15 protein-coding genes are annotated in these 16,289 nt (G+C 75.1%); 5 read left to right on the top strand and 10 right to left on the bottom strand.

The window, feature by feature from the left end; genetic code table 11:
* Positions 1-12: 12 nt before the first annotated feature.
* The 4 genes from ACIBPB_RS15440 to ACIBPB_RS15425 are packed head-to-tail and all read right to left on the bottom strand — an operon-like array spanning position 13 to position 4,695.
* Positions 13-1,593, bottom strand: a complete 1,581-nt coding sequence (locus ACIBPB_RS15440) for a uroporphyrinogen-III synthase (protein ID WP_396840259.1) — start codon at positions 1,591-1,593, stop codon at positions 13-15.
* Positions 1,590-2,558, bottom strand: coding sequence for a hydroxymethylbilane synthase (hemC, locus tag ACIBPB_RS15435; protein WP_396840258.1), 969 nt, complete (start codon positions 2,556-2,558; stop codon positions 1,590-1,592). The genes ACIBPB_RS15440 and hemC overlap by 4 nt, the downstream gene beginning before the upstream one ends.
* Complete coding sequence (locus ACIBPB_RS15430; protein ID WP_396840257.1) at positions 2,555-3,928, bottom strand: glutamyl-tRNA reductase; 1,374 nt, start codon at positions 3,926-3,928, stop codon at positions 2,555-2,557. Before ACIBPB_RS15430 ends, hemC begins: the two co-directional genes overlap by 4 nt.
* Entirely contained in the window at positions 3,925-4,695 is a 771-nt protein-coding gene (locus ACIBPB_RS15425; protein ID WP_357324069.1) for a redox-sensing transcriptional repressor Rex, read from the bottom strand. Before ACIBPB_RS15425 ends, ACIBPB_RS15430 begins: the two co-directional genes overlap by 4 nt.
* 389 nt (positions 4,696-5,084) lie before the next feature.
* Between ACIBPB_RS15425 and ACIBPB_RS15420 the strand changes: the two genes are divergently transcribed.
* Complete coding sequence (locus ACIBPB_RS15420; protein ID WP_396840256.1) at positions 5,085-6,389, top strand: sensor histidine kinase; 1,305 nt, start codon at positions 5,085-5,087, stop codon at positions 6,387-6,389.
* A 134-nt stretch (positions 6,390-6,523) separates the two neighbouring features.
* Positions 6,524-7,183 (top strand): response regulator transcription factor, encoded by a 660-nt coding sequence (locus tag ACIBPB_RS15415; RefSeq protein WP_396840587.1) that lies wholly within the window; start codon positions 6,524-6,526, stop codon positions 7,181-7,183.
* Positions 7,184-7,211: 28 nt separating this feature from the next.
* Here ACIBPB_RS15415 and ACIBPB_RS15410 read toward each other — a convergent pair whose 3' ends face one another.
* From ACIBPB_RS15410 to ACIBPB_RS15400, 3 genes are read right to left on the bottom strand one after another with little or no spacing between them, the layout of a single operon-like run.
* On the bottom strand, positions 7,212-7,862 hold the full coding sequence (locus ACIBPB_RS15410) for an HAD family hydrolase (protein ID WP_396840255.1): 651 nt from the start codon (positions 7,860-7,862) through the stop codon (positions 7,212-7,214).
* Between the two features lie 21 nt (positions 7,863-7,883).
* Positions 7,884-8,138 carry a glutaredoxin family protein gene (locus ACIBPB_RS15405; RefSeq protein ID WP_357324060.1) on the bottom strand — a complete coding sequence of 85 codons (255 nt, stop codon included), beginning with the start codon at positions 8,136-8,138 and terminating at the stop codon, positions 7,884-7,886.
* The gene (locus tag ACIBPB_RS15400) at positions 8,128-9,759 is read right to left on the bottom strand and encodes an AMP-binding protein (protein ID WP_396840254.1); all 1,632 of its coding nucleotides are present in this window, start codon (positions 9,757-9,759) and stop codon (positions 8,128-8,130) included. Before ACIBPB_RS15400 ends, ACIBPB_RS15405 begins: the two co-directional genes overlap by 11 nt.
* 733 nt (positions 9,760-10,492) lie before the next feature.
* Here ACIBPB_RS15400 and ACIBPB_RS15395 point away from each other — a divergent pair.
* The 3 genes from ACIBPB_RS15395 to ACIBPB_RS15385 all read left to right on the top strand — a co-directional run bounded on the left by ACIBPB_RS15395 (position 10,493) and on the right by ACIBPB_RS15385 (position 13,640).
* Positions 10,493-11,491 (top strand): ECF subfamily RNA polymerase sigma factor, BldN family, encoded by a 999-nt coding sequence (locus ACIBPB_RS15395; protein ID WP_396840253.1) that lies wholly within the window; start codon positions 10,493-10,495, stop codon positions 11,489-11,491.
* A gap of 289 nt (positions 11,492-11,780) precedes the next feature.
* Positions 11,781-12,650 (top strand): DUF5667 domain-containing protein, encoded by an 870-nt coding sequence (locus tag ACIBPB_RS15390; protein ID WP_396840252.1) that lies wholly within the window; start codon positions 11,781-11,783, stop codon positions 12,648-12,650.
* A gap of 111 nt (positions 12,651-12,761) precedes the next feature.
* Complete coding sequence (locus tag ACIBPB_RS15385) at positions 12,762-13,640, top strand: HAD family hydrolase (protein ID WP_396840251.1); 879 nt, start codon at positions 12,762-12,764, stop codon at positions 13,638-13,640.
* Between the two features lie 13 nt (positions 13,641-13,653).
* Here ACIBPB_RS15385 and ACIBPB_RS15380 read toward each other — a convergent pair whose 3' ends face one another.
* The 3 genes from ACIBPB_RS15380 to ACIBPB_RS15370 all read right to left on the bottom strand — a co-directional run bounded on the left by ACIBPB_RS15380 (position 13,654) and on the right by ACIBPB_RS15370 (position 16,258).
* Positions 13,654-14,529: a lysophospholipid acyltransferase family protein gene (locus ACIBPB_RS15380; protein ID WP_396840586.1), complete on the bottom strand. Its 876-nt coding sequence runs from the start codon at positions 14,527-14,529 to the stop codon at positions 13,654-13,656.
* A 433-nt stretch (positions 14,530-14,962) separates the two neighbouring features.
* Positions 14,963-16,036 carry an NAD-dependent epimerase/dehydratase family protein gene (locus ACIBPB_RS15375; protein WP_396840250.1) on the bottom strand — a complete coding sequence of 358 codons (1,074 nt, stop codon included), beginning with the start codon at positions 16,034-16,036 and terminating at the stop codon, positions 14,963-14,965.
* A gap of 120 nt (positions 16,037-16,156) precedes the next feature.
* Positions 16,157-16,258, bottom strand: coding sequence for a 30S ribosomal protein bS22 (locus tag ACIBPB_RS15370; protein WP_007465623.1), 102 nt, complete (start codon positions 16,256-16,258; stop codon positions 16,157-16,159).
* Positions 16,259-16,289: the final 31 nt, after the last annotated feature.

Genomic DNA, 16,289 nt, shown 5'->3' with positions numbered 1-16,289 from the left:
AGGGGCCTCCTGTCAGCGGAACCTCAGGGCGGTCGGCCCCTGCACCTTCGAACCGCGGCGCTGCTTGGCCGGCATCGCGGCGAGCTTCTCGCGCAGTTCGACGGCGTAGGCGGCGAGCGCCTCCACCAGGTCGGGCACCGAGGCGTGCGCCGGCTGGACGTCCACCCGCAGGCCGAACTCCGTCGCGGTCTCCGCCGTCTTGGGCCCAATGACCGCAACAACGGTACGCGCGTGCGGCTTCCCGGCGATGCCGACCAGGTTCCGGACCGTGGAGGACGAGGTGAAGAGCACCGCGTCGAACCCGCCGGACTTGATCGCGTCGCGGATCTCGGCCGGCGGCGGCGCCGCCCGGACGGTCCGGTACGCGGTCACGTCGTCGACCTCCCAGCCGCGCTCGGTGAGCCCGGCGGCGAGGGTCTCGGTGGCGATGTCGGCGCGCGGCAGCAGCACCCGGCCGACCGGGTCGAGGATCTCGTCGTGCGGCGAGAACTCGGCCAGCAGGCCCTCCGAGGACTGCTCGCCGGAGGGGACCAGCTCCGGCTGGATGCCGAAGGCGCGGACCGCGTCGGCGGTCGCCTCGCCGATACAGGCGATCTTGACGCCGCCGAAGTGGCGGGCGTCGAGGCCGTGCTCGGCGAACTTCTCCCAGACCGCCCGGACGGCGTTCACCGAAGTGAAGATCACCCAGGCGTACCGGCCGTCGACCAGGCCCTTGACCGCCCGCTCCATCTGGGCCGGGGTACGCGGCGGCTCGACCGCGATGGTCGGCACCTCGCACGGGATCGCCCCGTACGCCCGCAGCCGCGCGCTCATCACGCCGGCCTGCTCCTTGGTCCGGGGGACCAGCACCTTCCAGCCGTACAGCGGGCGGTTCTCCCACCAGCTCAGCTTGTCCCGCTGGCCGACGCCCTCGCCGACGGTGAGCACCACCCGGCCGGTGAAGCCGAGCGCCGCCGCGACGAAGGAGTCCACGGTCGACGTGGTGGTGTACTGGGTCTCGCCGGTGCCGTCGCCGGTCACCCCGACGCCGGTGGTGCCGTCCACCCCGGCGGCCAGCAGCCCGTCCCGGACGGCGGCCAGGTCGCCGGCGTCCACGGCCAGCGCCAGCGAGCCCCGGCTGACGGCCGCGGCCAGCGCGTCGAAGTCCAGCGTGGTGACGTCCTCGACGTCGGCGGCGGTCCGTACGCCGGGCAGCGGCACGCCCGCGTAGGTGGCCACCCCCTCGGCCTGACCGATGCCCGGCACCACCTCGAAGTGGGCGGCGGTACGCGCGACCGCCTGCACCTCCTTGACCACCGAGTCGTGGCCGAACGGGTCCCCGGCGACCAGGTGCACGGCGTTCTGCCCGGCGCGGGCCGCGGAGATCAGCACCTTCGCCACGTCCCCCGGTACGCCCTCGGCCGGGCTGAACTCGGCGTCGGACCGGGCCTGGCCGCGGACGTGCTCGAGCAGCGACTCGGGGACTCCCCGGTCGTAGACCACGTGGTCGGCGTCGACCAGGGCGTCCAGCGCCCGGCGGGTCAGCAGGCCCGGGTCGCCGGGTCCGGCCCCGACGAACGCGATCCGGCCTACGGGCTTACGGGTGCGGGTCATTCTGTGCTCCCAAATTGCTGGGTCCCCGGGCCGGCGTGTCCTTCTTGGCCGAGGATCGAGTCGGCGCCGAGTTCGAGGAGTTCGGCGGCGAGCGCCTTGCCGATCTCCGCCGCGTCGGCGGGCGTTCCGGTGCGGGACAGCCGGAGGTCACGGGTACCGTCCGGGCTGATCACCGCCCCGCGCAGGTAGATCTCTTCACCGGCCTCCCCCTCGGCGAGTTCGCCGTAGGCGGCGACGGGCGCGCTGCACCCGGCCTCCAGGGTGGCCAGCAGGGCCCGCTCCGCGACGACCGCGGCGCGGGACGGTGCGTGGTCGAGCATCGCGAGCAGCTCGACCAGGTCATGGTCGTCGACCCGGCACTCCACCGCGAGCGCGCCCTGGGCGGGGGCCGGCAGCATCAGCATCGGGTCGAGCGTCTCGGTGATCACGTCGGTCCGGCCGATCCGGGCCAGCCCGGCCCGGGCCAGGACGATGGCGTCGAGGTCGGCCTCCGGGCCGAGCACCCGGCCCAGCCGGGTGTCGACGTTGCCCCGGATCGGGGTGACCTCGAGCTGCAGCCCGAGCGCGTGCAGCTGGGCGATGCGGCGCAGCGCGCCGGTGCCGACCCGCGCGCCGGGCGGCAGCTCGGCGAGGGTACGGCCGTCCCGCGCGACGAGCGCGTCCCGGGGGTCCTGCCGGGCCGGCACCGCGGCGATGTGCAGCCCGGGGGCCGCCGCGGTGGGCAGGTCCTTGTACGAGTGGACGGCGAAGTCGATGGTGCCGGCGGTCAGCGCGTCGCGCAGGGCGGAGACGAAGACGCCGACGCCGAGCCGGTGCACCGGGGCGGTGGAGCGGTCGCCGGCGGTCACCACCTCGACCAGTTCGACCTCGCGGCCGGTGGCCTCGGTGAGGGCCGCGGCCACCTGGCCGGACTGGGCCATCGCCAGGGTGCTGCCCCGGGTGCCGAGGCGCAGGGGGGCGGTCATCGCGCACCTCCGGTGGGCGGGACGTCAACGGCGTCGAACGACGGGCGACCGTCGTTGTCGGACGCCACCACGTCGGGGACGGTGTCGACCGGGGAGGTCTGTGGCACCTCGAGGTCGAACAGCTCGCGGAGCAGGGCCGCGTACTGGTCGCCGCCCGGCTCGGCGGCGAGTTGGCGGACCCGGACGGTCGGCTGGTGCAGCAGCCGCTGCACCACCCGGTGCACGGTGCGGGCGACCTCGGCGCGCTGGTCGTCGCTGAGGTCGGGGCGGCGCTGGGCGAGCCGGCGCAGCTCGGCGCTGACCACGTCCTCGGCGCGCCCGCGCAGGGCGGCCACGGTGGGCGCCACGTCGGCGCCGCGCAGCCAGCTGAGGAACGCCTCGACCTCGGTGGCGACGATCCGGGCCACCTCGGCGGCGTCGGCGGCGGCCGGGCCGTCGGCGAGGATCGTCGCCATCCGGTCGATGTCGATCACCTCGACGCCGGGCAGCGCGGCGACGCCCTCCGCCACGTCGCGCGGCACGGCCAGGTCGAGCAGGACCAGCGGGCCGCGCTCGGCGTCCCGCCGGGCCGACGCCCGGCTCACCACGTCGAGGGTGAGCACCGCCTCGGTGGCGGCGGTGGCGGCCACCACCACGTCGACCGTGGCGAGGGCGTCGACCAGCTCGGCCATCGGCACGGCGTGCGCGCCGTACGACTCGGCCAGCCGGACGGCCCGCTGGGCGCCCCGGTTGGTCACGGTGAGCGGCCCGGCGCCCAGCCGGGAGAGGGTGGCCACGCTCAGCGAGCCCATCGCGCCGGCACCGACGACCATGGCGGGCCGGCCGGCCAGGTCGCTGTCGAGCAGCCCGGCGGCCAGGTCGAGGGCGGCGGTGACCACGCTCTGGCCGGCCCGGTCGATGTTGGTCTCCGCGTGTGCCCGCTTGCCGACCCGCAGCGCCTGCTGCATCAGCTCGTGCAGCAGCCGGCCGGCGGAGTCGGCGCCGGAGGCGGAGTGGTAGGCGTCCCGGAGCTGGCCGAGGATCTGCGCCTCGCCGACCACCATCGAGTCCAGCCCGGCGGCGACCCGGAAGACGTGGTCGACGGCGGCGGCGTCGTAGTGCACGTAGAGGTGGTTGGCCAGGGCCGCCGGCGGGCAGCCGGCGTGCTCGGCCAGGACGGCGCAGATGTCGCCGAGGCCGCCGTGGAAACCGGACACGGCGGCGTACACCTCCACCCGGTTGCAGGTGGAGACGAGCACCGCCTCGCTGACGTACGGCTGGGCGACCAGGCGGTCCAGGGTGCGGGTGAGGTCCGCGGGCGGGACCGCCAGCCGCTCCAGGGTGGCGACCGGGGCGGTGCGGTAGGACGCGCCGACGACGAGCAGTTTCACGTGCCGATCGCCTCCTGGTTGTCGGTGACCGCGAGGCCGCCGGGCAGGGCGGTGAGGGCGGATCCGCCGGTGGCGGGAAGCGCGGTCAGCGATGCCTTGCGGTGCTCGTGGAAGGACAGGATCTGCAGCTCGATCGCGAGGTCGACCTTGCGCACGTCGACCCCCTCCGGAACCGAGAGTACGCACGGCGCGAAGTTGAGGATGCTGGTCACGCCGACGGCGACGAGTTGGTCGGCGACGCCCTGGGCGGCCAGCGCCGGGGTGGCGATCACGCCGATCGAGATCGACTCTTCGACGGCGACCCGGGGCAGCTCGTCGACGTGCCGGACGACCAGGCCGTTGATCTCCTCGCCGACCCGCGACGGGTCCGCGTCGAAGAGCGCGGCGATCCGGAAGCCGCGGCTGGCGAAGCCGTCGTAGCCGGCCAGGGCGTGACCGAGGTTACCCACGCCGACCAGTGCGACGGCCCGGCACTGGGTGAGCCCGAGCACCGACTCGATCTGGTCGATCAGCAAGGCGACGTCGTAGCCGACCCCGCGGGTGCCGTACGAGCCGAGGTGCGAGAGGTCCTTGCGGAGTTTGGCGGAGTTGACCCCGGCGGAGTTGGCCAGGCCCTCGCTGGAGACCGTCTCGTGTCCGGCGTCGGCGAGCGCGTGCAGGGCACGGAGGTATTCCGGGAGCCGGGCCACGGTCGCCTCGGGCAGGTCCGGGAGCGCCGGTACGGCACCGGCGCGGCCGGGCGCGCCTGGGTGACGGTGCTGACTCATGAGACTCCGTGCGGTGCGATTTTCGACCAGCGACGGTGGCCGGTCGTTCCGGGACTCCCGCTGGCGACCGATGGTGCCGGCTGTGCTAGCAGGGCGCGTCGGAACTACAGAGTAGGCGCTTGTGAAGAGGTGCACAAATCGCGATCTTGCAGACCCGCGACGCGCCTCCACCTGCACCTCCACTCCGACAAGATCGACGACCGCGCTCCCTCGGCGTCGCGTGGCGATTATTGCTCAATCCCGACTTCTCTGACCAATCGCACGCGCCCTGTCGCGCGGTGTCACCGGCGTGGCGAGGCGCGTCTCACTCCGGGGTAGGGACAGCCCCACCCCGGAAAGGGCGGCCCGCGGGATGGGTAAGCCGAGGTCGCGGACCATAGCCTCGGGTCATGACCGCCGTCCCGCTGGCCACCGCGCCCGCACCCACCACCCCCGCCCGGGGCCTCGTCCGGCAGCTCCTACGCGACTCCGGCTACGTCGTGTTCGGCCTGCCCCTGGCGCTGGTCGGGTTCGTGCTGGCCATCGCCGGCATCGCCCTGAGCGCCGCCCTGCTGGTCACCACGCTCGGCCTGCCCGTCCTGGCCGGCACCCTGTACGTCGCCCGCGCGCTGGCCGACCTGGAGCGGCTGCGGCTGCCCGCCGTGCTCCGCCAGCCCCGGGTCCGCCCGGTCTACCTGGCCCCCGAGCCGCGCTCCGGCTACTGGCGTCGGATCCTCACCCCGATGCGCGACCCGCAGTCCTGGCTCGACCTGCTGCACGCCGTCATCAAGCTGGTGGTGACGCTCCCCACGTTCGTGCTGGTGCTGGTCTGGTGGGCGCTGGCCGTCACCGGCACGCTCTACGGCGCGTACGACTGGGCGATCCCGCGCGGCCCCGGCGACCAGGACCTGAGCCAGCTCCTCGGGATGGGCGACGGGACCGGGGCGCGGGTCGCGCTGAACACCTCGATCGGGTTGTTCGCCCTGCTCACCCTGCCGCTGGTGGCCCGGGCCTGCGCCCGGATCCAGGGCGGCCTGGCCCGCTCGCTGCTGACCGGGGTGGCCGAGATGCGCCAGCGGATCACCACCCTGGAGGACCAAAAGCGGGCCGCCGTGTCCGCCGAGGCGTCCGCCCTGCGCCGGCTGGAGCGCGACATCCACGACGGCCCGCAGCAGCGCCTGGTCCGCCTCGCCATGGACCTCAGCCGGGCCCGCCAGCAGCTCGCCGCCGACCCGGAGGCCGCCGGGCGCACCCTGGACGAGGCGGTCGCGCAGACCCGGGAGACCCTCGACGAGCTGCGGGCCCTGTCCCGGGGCATCGCGCCGCCGATCCTGGTCGACCGAGGCCTGCCCAGCGCGCTGGCCGCCCTCGCCGCCCGCGCCCTGGTCCCCACCGAGCTGCTGGTCGACGACGAGCTGGGCACCGCCGCCGGGCGGCTCGAGCCGGCGCTGGAGAGCACCGCGTACTTCGTCGTGGCCGAGGCGCTGACCAACGTGGCCAAGCACAGCCGGGCCGCCGCCTGCCGGGTCGAGGTGACTCGCAAGGTCGGCCGGCTGGAGATCACCGTGGCCGACGACGGGGTCGGCGGCGCCCACCTGGCCAAGGGGCACGGGCTGAGCGGCATCGCCGACCGGGTCCGGGCCGTCGGCGGGACCCTGGAGGTGGACAGCCCGGCCGGCGGCCCGACCCGGATCCACGCGGAACTCCCCCGGTGACCCCGGGCGGCCACCATCCGGCCGCGCCGCCGGACGAGCCGGACGGGATGACGGGCGGCCACCAGCCGGCCGCCACGCCGCCGGACGGCGACCCGGGCGCGCTGTGGGTGTGGGACGTGGTAGACACCGGACCCATGCGGGTGGTGATCGCGGACGACGCCGTACTGCTCCGGGAGGGGCTGATCCGGTTGCTGACCGAGTCGGGGCACGAGGTGGTGGCCGCCGTCGGTGACGGGGACGCCCTGGTCGAGGCGGTCGTCGCGCACCGACCGGACATCTCGGTGGTGGACGTGCGGATGCCGCCCTCGCACACCGACGAGGGGCTGCGGGCGGCGGTGGAGGCCCGCCGGCGGGTGCCGCGTACGCCGGTCCTGGTGCTCTCCCAGTACGTCGAGGTGTCGTACGCCGACGACCTGCTGGCCACCGCCGGCGGGGCCGGCGGGGGCGGGATCGGCTACCTGCTCAAGGACCGGGTGGCCGCGATCGACGAGTTCCTGGACGCGCTGAACCGGGTGGCCGCCGGCGGCACGGTGCTCGACCCGGAGGTGATCGGCCAGTTGCTGGTCCGCCGGCGGCGCGACGACCCGCTGGCCGCGCTCACCCCGCGCGAGCGGGAGGTGCTGGCGCTGATGGCCGAGGGCCGCTCGAACACCGCCATCGCCCGGGCCCTGGTGGTCAGCGACGGCGCGGTCGAGAAGCACGTCCGCAACATCTTCACCAAGCTCGACCTTCCCGCCGACGCCACCACCCACCACCGCCGCGTCCTGGCCGTGCTGACCCACCTGCGCGCCTGACCTCCGGCGGGGCCCGGGAGGGACGGGGTCAGGGAAGGGTGTGGGCGAGGGTCACGGCCTGGGTGAGGGTGTCGGCGGTTGGGTGGCCGGAGGCGCGGAGCACTGTCGGGTCGGAGAGGCCGCCGGTGTAGAGGACGCAGCGGGCCCCCACCGAGGCGGCCGCGTCGGCGTCGTCCAGCGAGTCACCGATCAGCACCACGTCGTGGCCGGCCAGCCCCAGCTCGGCCAGGTGCTTCTCCAGCCACCCGGCCTTGTGCCCGCCGCCGACCGTGTCCCGCAGCCCGTCCACCCGGGCGAAGTGCGGGGTCAGCCCGTACGTGTGCACGGTGGGCACCAGCTCGTCGTGGAACCACATCGACAGCAGCGACTGGCTGCCCGGCCAGGCGGCGATCGCGTCGGCCGCGTCGGCCGCCAGCGCGCAGCTGGTCAGCCCGGCCCGGTACGCCTGGTGGAAGATCCGGTCCAGCTCGCCGAACGCCGCGTCGTCGATCACCCGCCCGAGCATCTCGGCGTAGTAGTCGGCGATCGGCCGGCGGAACCGCTGCCGGTGCTCCTCGGCGCTGACCGCCGGGCCGCCGGCGCTGGCGAACGCCGTGTTGGTGGCGCGTACCACCAGGTCGAGGTCGTCGAGAAGGGTGCCGTTCCAGTCCCACACCAGGTGGCGCCGTGCGGTGGTCATCACTGCACTGTAGGGGGCCGTTCAGAGCTGTGGGGTGGTGAGGTCCCCCAGCAGGCGCTCCTCCTCGACCCGCCAGTAGCCGTGCTCCTTGCCGTCCAGCAGCACCACCGGCAGCCGGTCGCCGTACTCGCGCTCCAGCTCGATGTCGTCGGTGACGTCCTTCTCGACCCAGCGGTCGCCGGTCACCGCCACCACCCGGTCCAGCGCGGCCCGGGCGTCCTCGCAGAGGTGGCAGCCGGGCCGGGTGATCAGGGTGAGCCGGGCGTCAGTGGACATCGGGTACCTCCGTGCTGATCTCGGTCGGCGGGGCCGGGGACGGCACCGCGGTCGCCGGGCGGAGCTCGGTCTTGCGTACCTTGCCGATCGCCGAGTGGGGCAGTTGGTCGACGAACTCGACGGCGGTCGGGCACTTGAACCGGGCCAGGTTGCGCGCGCAGTGGCCGAGCAGTTCCTCCTCGGTCACGGTCGAGCCGGCCGCCCGCACCACGTACGCCCGGACAGTCTCGCCGGTCCGCGGGTGCGGCACCCCCAGGACGGCCGACTCGGCCACCCCGGGATGCGCCTCGAGCACCAGCTCCACCTCGTGCGGGTAGACGTTGAAGCCGTTCACCAGGATCAGCTCGCCGAGCCGGTCGACCAGGTAGAGGTCGCCGTCGGCGTCGGCGTACGCGATGTCGCCGGTGGCCCACCAGCCGTCGGCGTCCGGACCGTCCCGCCCGTCCGGCCAGTAGCCGGAGAAGAGGTTGTCGCCGCGGACCACGATCTGCCCCGGGTCGCTGCCGGACGGGTCGTCGGCCAGGTGCAGCTCGTCGGCGTCCTCCTCGGCCACCGGCACGCCGTCGCGCCACAGGTCCGCGCCGTCCGCGCCGACCAGGCGCAGCTCGACCCCGGGCAGCGGCCGGCCGATCGAGCCGGGCCGGGGTTCCCCGTCGACGAGGGTGGAGGTGAGCACCGGCGCGGTCTCGGTGAGGCCGTACCCGACGTGCACCGGATGCCCGGTGACCTCGGTGAAGCGGCCCGCGACGGCCGGCGGCAGCGGCGCGGCGCCGCAGACGGCGACCCGGACCGAGGCCAGTGCTGCCGCTCCGCCGCGGTCCGCGTCGGCCCAGGTCAGAAACATCGACGGTACGCCGACCAGCACGCTGACCCGGTGCCGGGCGATCTCGGCGAGCGCCCCGGTCGAGCCGAGTTCGTCGACCAGCACCCCGGTGGCGCCGTGGTGCACGACGGCGCCGAGCCCGGAGTTCAGCCCGTACGCGTGGAACAGCGGCAGCGCGAGCAGCACGGTGTCGTCGGGGCCGACCACCGGCGGGGTGATCCGGTCGACCTGCTCGTGGTTGGCGGCCAGGGCGCGGTGCGACAGCATCGCGCCCTTGGGCCGGCCCTCGGTGCCGGAGGTGTAGAGCAGGACGGCGAGGTCGTCGCCGGTCCGGGCGGGGAACTCCGCCGGGCCGTCGTCACCGTCGGTGGTCGGCGGGGCGGTGTGCACGGCGGCCAGCGCCGGCAGCTCGCCGACCGGCACCCGGTCCCGGACGTCGGCGGCGCAGACCAGCACGGCGGCGCCCGAGTCGGTCAGCACGTGCCGCAGCTCCCGGCCGGTGAAGCCGGGGTTCACCGGCACCGCCACCAGGCCGGCGCGGAGCGCCGCGAGGTAGGTGACCACGAAGTCGGGGCTGTTGCCGAGGGCGATGGCCACCCGGGGCGGGTGGGCGTCCCGGGGGGACGGTGGGGCCGCGAGGGTCAGCGCGCGGGCGGTGGCGGTGACCGCCGCGTCCAGTTCGGACCAGGTCAGCGTCCGGTCACGCCAGTGCAGCGCGGCGCGGTCGCCGTCGGTGGCGGCCGTCCGGTGGAGCCGGTCGGCGAGGTTCGGCGCGGAGCTGTCGGCTGCGTCCTGCACGATGGCTGAGTCTGGCACAGCCGGGCCCGGCCGGCCACGGCCGACGGGCGGGGCGCGGGCCGGCTCGCCGGGTTCCGGACCGGGGGGATCCGCGCCTCGCGCCGGTGCGGTCGGCGGACGGCCGTCGGCGGACGGCGGGCGGCGGGCGGCGGGCGGCGGGCGGCGGGCGGCGGACGGCGGACGGCGGACGGCGGACGGCGGACGGCGGACGGCGGAGCGTCCCCCCGACGGGACTCGGCGACGGGTCGGACAGGATTACCGCGCGCGGGAACGGACCCCGGTTCGGCCCGCGGGCGCGCGTTCCGGGCACGTCGGACCGGTGTCCCGGCAGGACCGCCGCGACACGCCGAGCGACGCGAGAAGTTGGCTCCGACCTGGACTTTCCACTCCGGACCAGGTTCCGGCCGGAAAGTCAACCGCACCCGACGGACAACGGGTCCGCCAATTGTGCGACCGGGCGGGAAATACTTCCGCCCTGTGTAACGGACTTGCCACGCGCGGGTGACGTTGGCCCTATCATCACTCGGGTCGGCTCACCCCATTTGCCGTGAGTCGACACCCCTCAGCCCGAGGAGGCCCCCGTGCCTGTGAGCGCATTGGACCCGCACCTCAAGGGGATCTGCCGCCCGTCGGCACGCCCCGCAACGGCCCTGCCCGACCGGGCCGTGCCCGGTCCCGCCGCGACCCCGCGGCACCCGGTGCCGTCTCGTACCGTCCGGATCGGGGAGGCGCGGTGACCACGTTCGGCTACGCGGAGCGCCCCGCCACCGGAGTGACCGGCCCGACCCAGCGGACCCCCGTCAACGAACGGATCGAACCCGCCCCGCGCACCTCAGCCGAAGGGCTGTGGAGCCTCGCGGCGGTGCGGGGCGAGGGGACCCGGCGGGGCCGCAACCGCTCGCACCACAACGAGGCGCCACCGCGCCCGGCGGTGCCCGGGGGGAACGCGAAGTCCACCACCGGCCGGCTCGGCGCCCCGTCCCGGCCGACCATGCCGGCGCAGGGCCGCCGTGGTGACACCCCGGCCCCGGCGACGCCGGTCGAGACCGAGCCGTCGGCGGCCGAGACCGCCGTGCTGCCCGCCGTACCGGCCGGCGACACGGCCGTCCTGCCGGCGGTGCGCGTCGAGCCGGCCACCGGCTACCCGAGCCGGCCCGACCCGTCGGACCCGGCGACCGAGGTCTGGGCGCTGGTCGAGCGGGCCCAGGCCGGCGAGGCCGAGGCGTTCGGCCTGATCTACGACCGGTACGTGGACACGGTCTTCCGCTTCGTCTACTTCCGGGTCGGCAACCGGCAGCTCGCCGAGGACCTCACCTCCGACACCTTCCTGCGGGCCCTCAAGCGGATCGGCAGCTTCACCTGGCAGGGCCGGGACCTCGGCGCCTGGCTGGTCACCATCGCCCGCAACCTGGTCGCCGACCACTTCAAGTCCGGCCGCTACCGGCTGGAGGTCACCACCGGCGACGTGCTCGACGCGGACCGGGAGGACCGGGGGCCGGAGGGCAGCCCGGAGGCGGCGGTGGTCGAGCACATCACCAACGTCGCGCTGCTCACCGCCGTCAAGCAGCTCAACCCCGAGCAGCAGGAGTGCATCGTGCTCCGCTTCCTCCAGGGCTTCTCGGTGGCCGAGACGGCCCGGACGATGGGTAAGAACGAGGGCGCCATCAAGGCCCTGCAGTACCGCGCGGTCCGGGCCCTGGCCCGCCTCCTGCCTGACGGCTTCCAGCCCTGACCCGTCCCGCCTCGACCCGTCCGGCGACCCGCCGGGCGGGGTACGCGCACCCCTCGGCATCCCGTGGCGCCGATCACGCTTGGTGATTTCGGGACCGTCCGCCCCGTAACCGGCACCCGGCACAAACCGTTTCTCCGGGTGCGACCAGTGGTTGTCCCGGCGTCCCCCGGGCCACCCGGTCCGACGGGCTCGGTCGGCCGTCACGGCCGGCCGTCGCCGTCACGCTGCCACCGGTCGCTGGTGACCACGACGGCCGCCCGGCCGTGACCAGCGAGAGGGGGTGCCTGCGGTGGACAGCAACCTCTTCTCCCGTCGGCGTGCCGAGCGCTTCGCGCAGCTCCTCGACGAGGCCAACGGCGGCCGCCGGCACCACGTCCGCTCCTCGGCCGACGGGGAACTCGCCGCGCTCGTCGCGGTCAGCCGGCGGCTCACCGCCGAACGGCCGGCCGTCGAGGTGGACCGCGAGTTCCGCACCGGCCTGCGTGCCATGCTGGTGGCCACCGCCGAGCGGGAGGGCATCGGCACCCCGGCGCCGAGCGCGACCGGCGCGGCGGCCGGCGGCATCCGCGGTTCGCTGCTGCCGGCGGTGACCGGCCGGCGGGCCCGGGCCCGGGGCGCGATCCTGGTCGGCGTGGCCGCCGGCGCGATCGCCCTCTCCGGCATCTCCGCGGCGAGCGAGAACGCCCTGCCCGGCGACGCCCTGTACGGCATGAAGCGGTCCACCGAACGTGCCCAGCTCGCCCTGGCCAGCTCGGACATCAGCCGGGGCCAGCTCTTCCTCGACTTCGCCCGGACCCGCCTCGACGAGGCGGCCACGGTCCGCAACGACCGGCTCGGGTTCAGCGCGGTGCTGGACGACATGGACGCCGACACCCGCCAGGGCGTACGCCTGCTGACCACCGTGGCGGCCCAGCGCTCCGACCCGGCCGGCCTGGACGCCATCGACGCGTTCCTGAGCGGGCAGCGGCGGGCGGTCAGCGGGCTGCTGGACCGGGCGGACCACGCCGACCGGGACCGCACCCGCGGCTCGCTGGCGCTGCTCGACGCCGTCGGCAACCGGGCCGACGCCCTCCGCTCCGCGATCGGCTGCGGCCTGCCGGCCCCGGCGGCCAGCGACGCGCTCGGGCCCACCCCGCCGGCCTGCCCGGGCAACCGCTGACCCGCCCGGCGGGACGGTCGCCACACTTCGCCACGCGGACGCCTGGCCGTCACACCCCGCCGGATAGGCTCGGTGGGGAGCCCCACGCGGGCCGACGGGAGGGAGGTCGCCGTGACCGGCACCCGGAAGGTGACCGTCAGCACCGACGTCCACGGGCACACCGCCGGCTGGGCGGAGACCCCGGTGGCGCCGCCGGTCACCCCGACGCCCGATCCGGCCGCCGCCGCCTTCTTCGACGTGGACAACACGATGATGCAGGGCGCCTCGATCTACTGGTTCGCCCGCGGCCTGGCCGCCCGCAACTACTTCACCGCCGGTGACCTGGCCCGGTTCGCCTGGCGGCAGGCGAAGTTCCGGCTGCTCGCCACCGAGCACGCCGGGGACATGTCGCAGGCCAAGGAGGCGGCGCTCGCCTTCGTCCAGGGCTGGCGGGTGAACGACGTGGAACGGCTCGCGGAGGAGATCTTCGACGAGCTGATGGCGCCACGGATCTGGGCCGGCACCCGCAAGCTGGCCGAGCGGCACCTGGCCGCCGGGCAGCGGGTCTGGCTGGTCAGCGCCGCGCCGGTGGAGATCGGCCGGGTGATCGCCACCCGCCTCGGGCTGACCGGCGCCATCGGCACGGTCGCCGAGGTGGTCGACGGGGCGTACACCGGACGGCTGGTCGGCGACCTGATGCACGGGCCGGCCAAGGCCGAGGCGGTCGCCCAGCTCGCCGCCGTCGAAGGGCTGGACCTGTCCCGCTGCGCCGCCTACAGCGACTCCGCCAACGACCTGCCGATGCTCTCCGCCGTGGGCCACCCGGTGGCGGTGAACCCCGACCCGGCGCTGCTGCGCCAGGCCCGCGACCGGGGCTGGGACGTCCGCGACTTCCGCACCGGCCGCCGCGCGGTGAAGATCGCCGTGCCGTCCACGGCCGCCGCCGGGCTGCTCGCCGGCGCGGTCACCGCCGGCCTGGCCCTGCACCGGCGCCGCCACCGGCCGGACTGACCGGGGCCCGGCCTCAGGGGCCGAACGGGTCGGGGCGGCGTTCGAGCAGCTTGTGCAGCGTCTGCTGGATCGTCTCCCGCACCTGGTCGGCGAGGTTGAACACGACCAGCGGGTCGTCCGCCGAGTCGCGCAGGTGCGCGGTCGGGATCGGCGGGCAGAACTCGATCAGCCACTTGCTCGGCAGCGGCACCATGCCCAGCGGCCCCAGCCAGGGAAAGGTCGGCGTCACCGGGAAGTACGGCAGTTTGAGCAGCCGGGCGAGCGGCTTGATGTCGGCGAGCATCGGGTAGATCTCCTCGCCGCCGACGATCGCCACCGGCACGATCGGCGTGCCGGTGCGCAGGGCCGCCGAGACGAAGCCGCCCCGCCCGAACCGCTGGAGCTTGTAGCGGTCGGAGTAGAGCTTGCCGACGCCCTTGAAGCCCTCCGGGAAGACCCCGACCAGCTCACCGTTGCCGAGCAGCCGTTCCGCGTCCGGGCTGCAGGCCACCGTCCCGCCGGTCTTGCGGGCGATCTCGGAGACCACCGGCATCCGGAAGACCAGGTCCGCGCCGAGCAGTCGCAGGTAGCGGCGGGCCGGGTGCCGGTCGTGCAGCGCGGTGGCGAGCACCAGCGCGTCCAGCGCCACCGTGCCGGAGTGGTTGCCGACCACCAGGCCGGGCCCGTCGGCGGGGACGTTCTCCACCCCGCTCACCTCGGTCCGGAACCAGTCCCGGTAGAGCAGCCGGACCAGCGGGTGGAAGACCGAATCGGTCAGGTCCGGGTCGAAGCCGAACTCGTCGACCTCGTAGTCGCCGGAGAGCCGCCGCCGCAGGAACGCCAGGCCCTTGGCGACCTTCCGGTCCCAGTGATCGCCCGGCCGGTCCGCGACCGCCGGCCCCGGCGGCACGCCATCGTCCCCTGGCCGCCCGCCCGACGCCGCTCCGCCCGACGCCGCTCCACCGTCACCGCTGGCCGTCGGGCCGCCGTCGCCGGCCGCCGGCGCCTTCTTCGCGACGGCTTTCTTCGCGACGGCTTTCTTCGCGACCGCCTTCTTCGCGACCGCCTTCTTCGCCACGGTCCGCTTCGGCCCGGCCTGTCCCGGCGTGCCGACCGCGGGCTCGTCCGTCGAGGTGTCCGGCTCGTCGGCCGTTGCCCGGGGCGGGACGGCGGGCGCCGTGGCGCGCCGGTGTCCGTTGCGCCGCGCCGGTTCCGGCCCGGGCACGGCCAGCGGCACGTCGTAGCGGGCCTCCTCGCGCTCCTCGCCCGCGCTCACGCCGCCGCCTCGCATCCCGCCGTGGCGGCGCGCGGCGCCATGCCACCGGCGACGATCGGGTACCCGCTCACGAGCGCTCCCGGACGGCCGAGCGGACCTGCCGGATGCTCTCCAGCACCAACTGCTCGGCCGACTGGAGCTGATCCCGGGTCACCACCACGCCACCGTGGTGGGCCCGGATGAAGTCGTCGAAGGCGGCGGCCGTCGAGCGGGGCGTGAAGCGGTACTCCCGCTCGAGTCTGCTGGTGTCCACCACCCGACCGTGCACGAAGAGGTCGACCTGGTCCAGCCCGTACCGGCCGAAGCCCATGCTGCGCGCGATCGCGGCGACCCCGGCGAGGCCCGGTTCCAGCACCGGTACGGCCACCCTCCCGGCCCGCCGGATCGCCTGCGACAGGGACAGCACCCCGGGCCCGGCGACGTTGTACGTCCCCGGGTGCTCCTCGGCCACCGACCGGTGCAGCACCTCGAGGGCGTCGTCGAAGTGGACGAACTGCAGGCGCGGGTCCCGACCGAAGACGGTGGGGACCACGGGCTGGGCGAAGTAGCGGGTGAGCGTGGTGTCCGCGGTGGAACCGATGAACGGCGCGAACCGCAGCACGGTCGCGGTCACGTCGGGGCGCCGGCGGCGGAAGCCCCGGACGTACCCCTCGATGTCGAGGATGTCGCGGCCGAAGCCGCCGCGCGGCACCTCGCGCGGCTCGGTCTCCTCGGTGAAGACGGCCGGGTCCCGGAACGACACCCCGTACGCGGCGGTGGACGAGCGGACCACGAGCTTGCGCAGCCGGGGCGCGCGCTGGCAGGCGGCGAGCAGCTGCATGGTGCCGATGACGTTCTGTTCCTTCATCGCCGGCCGGCCGCCGTGCTGCGGGTCGGGCGCGGTGACCAGGGCGAGGTGGACCAGGGCGTCGACGTCGAGATCGGCCAGCAGGCCGCCGAGCGAGTCGAGGTCGAGCCGGATCCGCTCGACGCCGGCGAGCAGGTCGGCGAACTCGGGGTTGGGGGTGGCCGGGTCGACCCCGATGACCCGGTCGATCCGGGGATCGGCGGCGAGGCGGGCGGCGACGTGCGCGCCCAGGTAGCGGCCGACCCCGGTCACGACGACGACCCCCGGAGCACCTGGGGTGCCACCGGGGGTCACGTCGTGCGCCTTGTCCGGCAGGCGGGATCGAGCCGGGGTCTCCCTGGCCTGATCACCTGAGCCTCCGAGGGTCGACAGTTGGCAAGTGCCGCGGAGTGCCGGGCCACAGCCCGGCCCCGGTCACTTGCCGAGACGGCGACGCTGGACGCGGGTCTTGCGCAGCAGCTTGCGGTGCTTCTTCTTAGCCATGCGCTTGCGGCGCTTCTTGACCACCGAGCCCATACGACAGCCTTTCGATGCAACGTGCGGGGCG

Origin of the sequence: Micromonospora sp. NPDC049836, from assembly GCF_044465125.1 — a bacterium.
Taxonomy (GTDB): Bacteria; Actinomycetota; Actinomycetes; order Mycobacteriales; family Micromonosporaceae; genus Micromonospora.
Note: the sequence above shows the minus strand (reverse complement) of the source record. Positions and strands in the feature narration are given on the sequence as shown.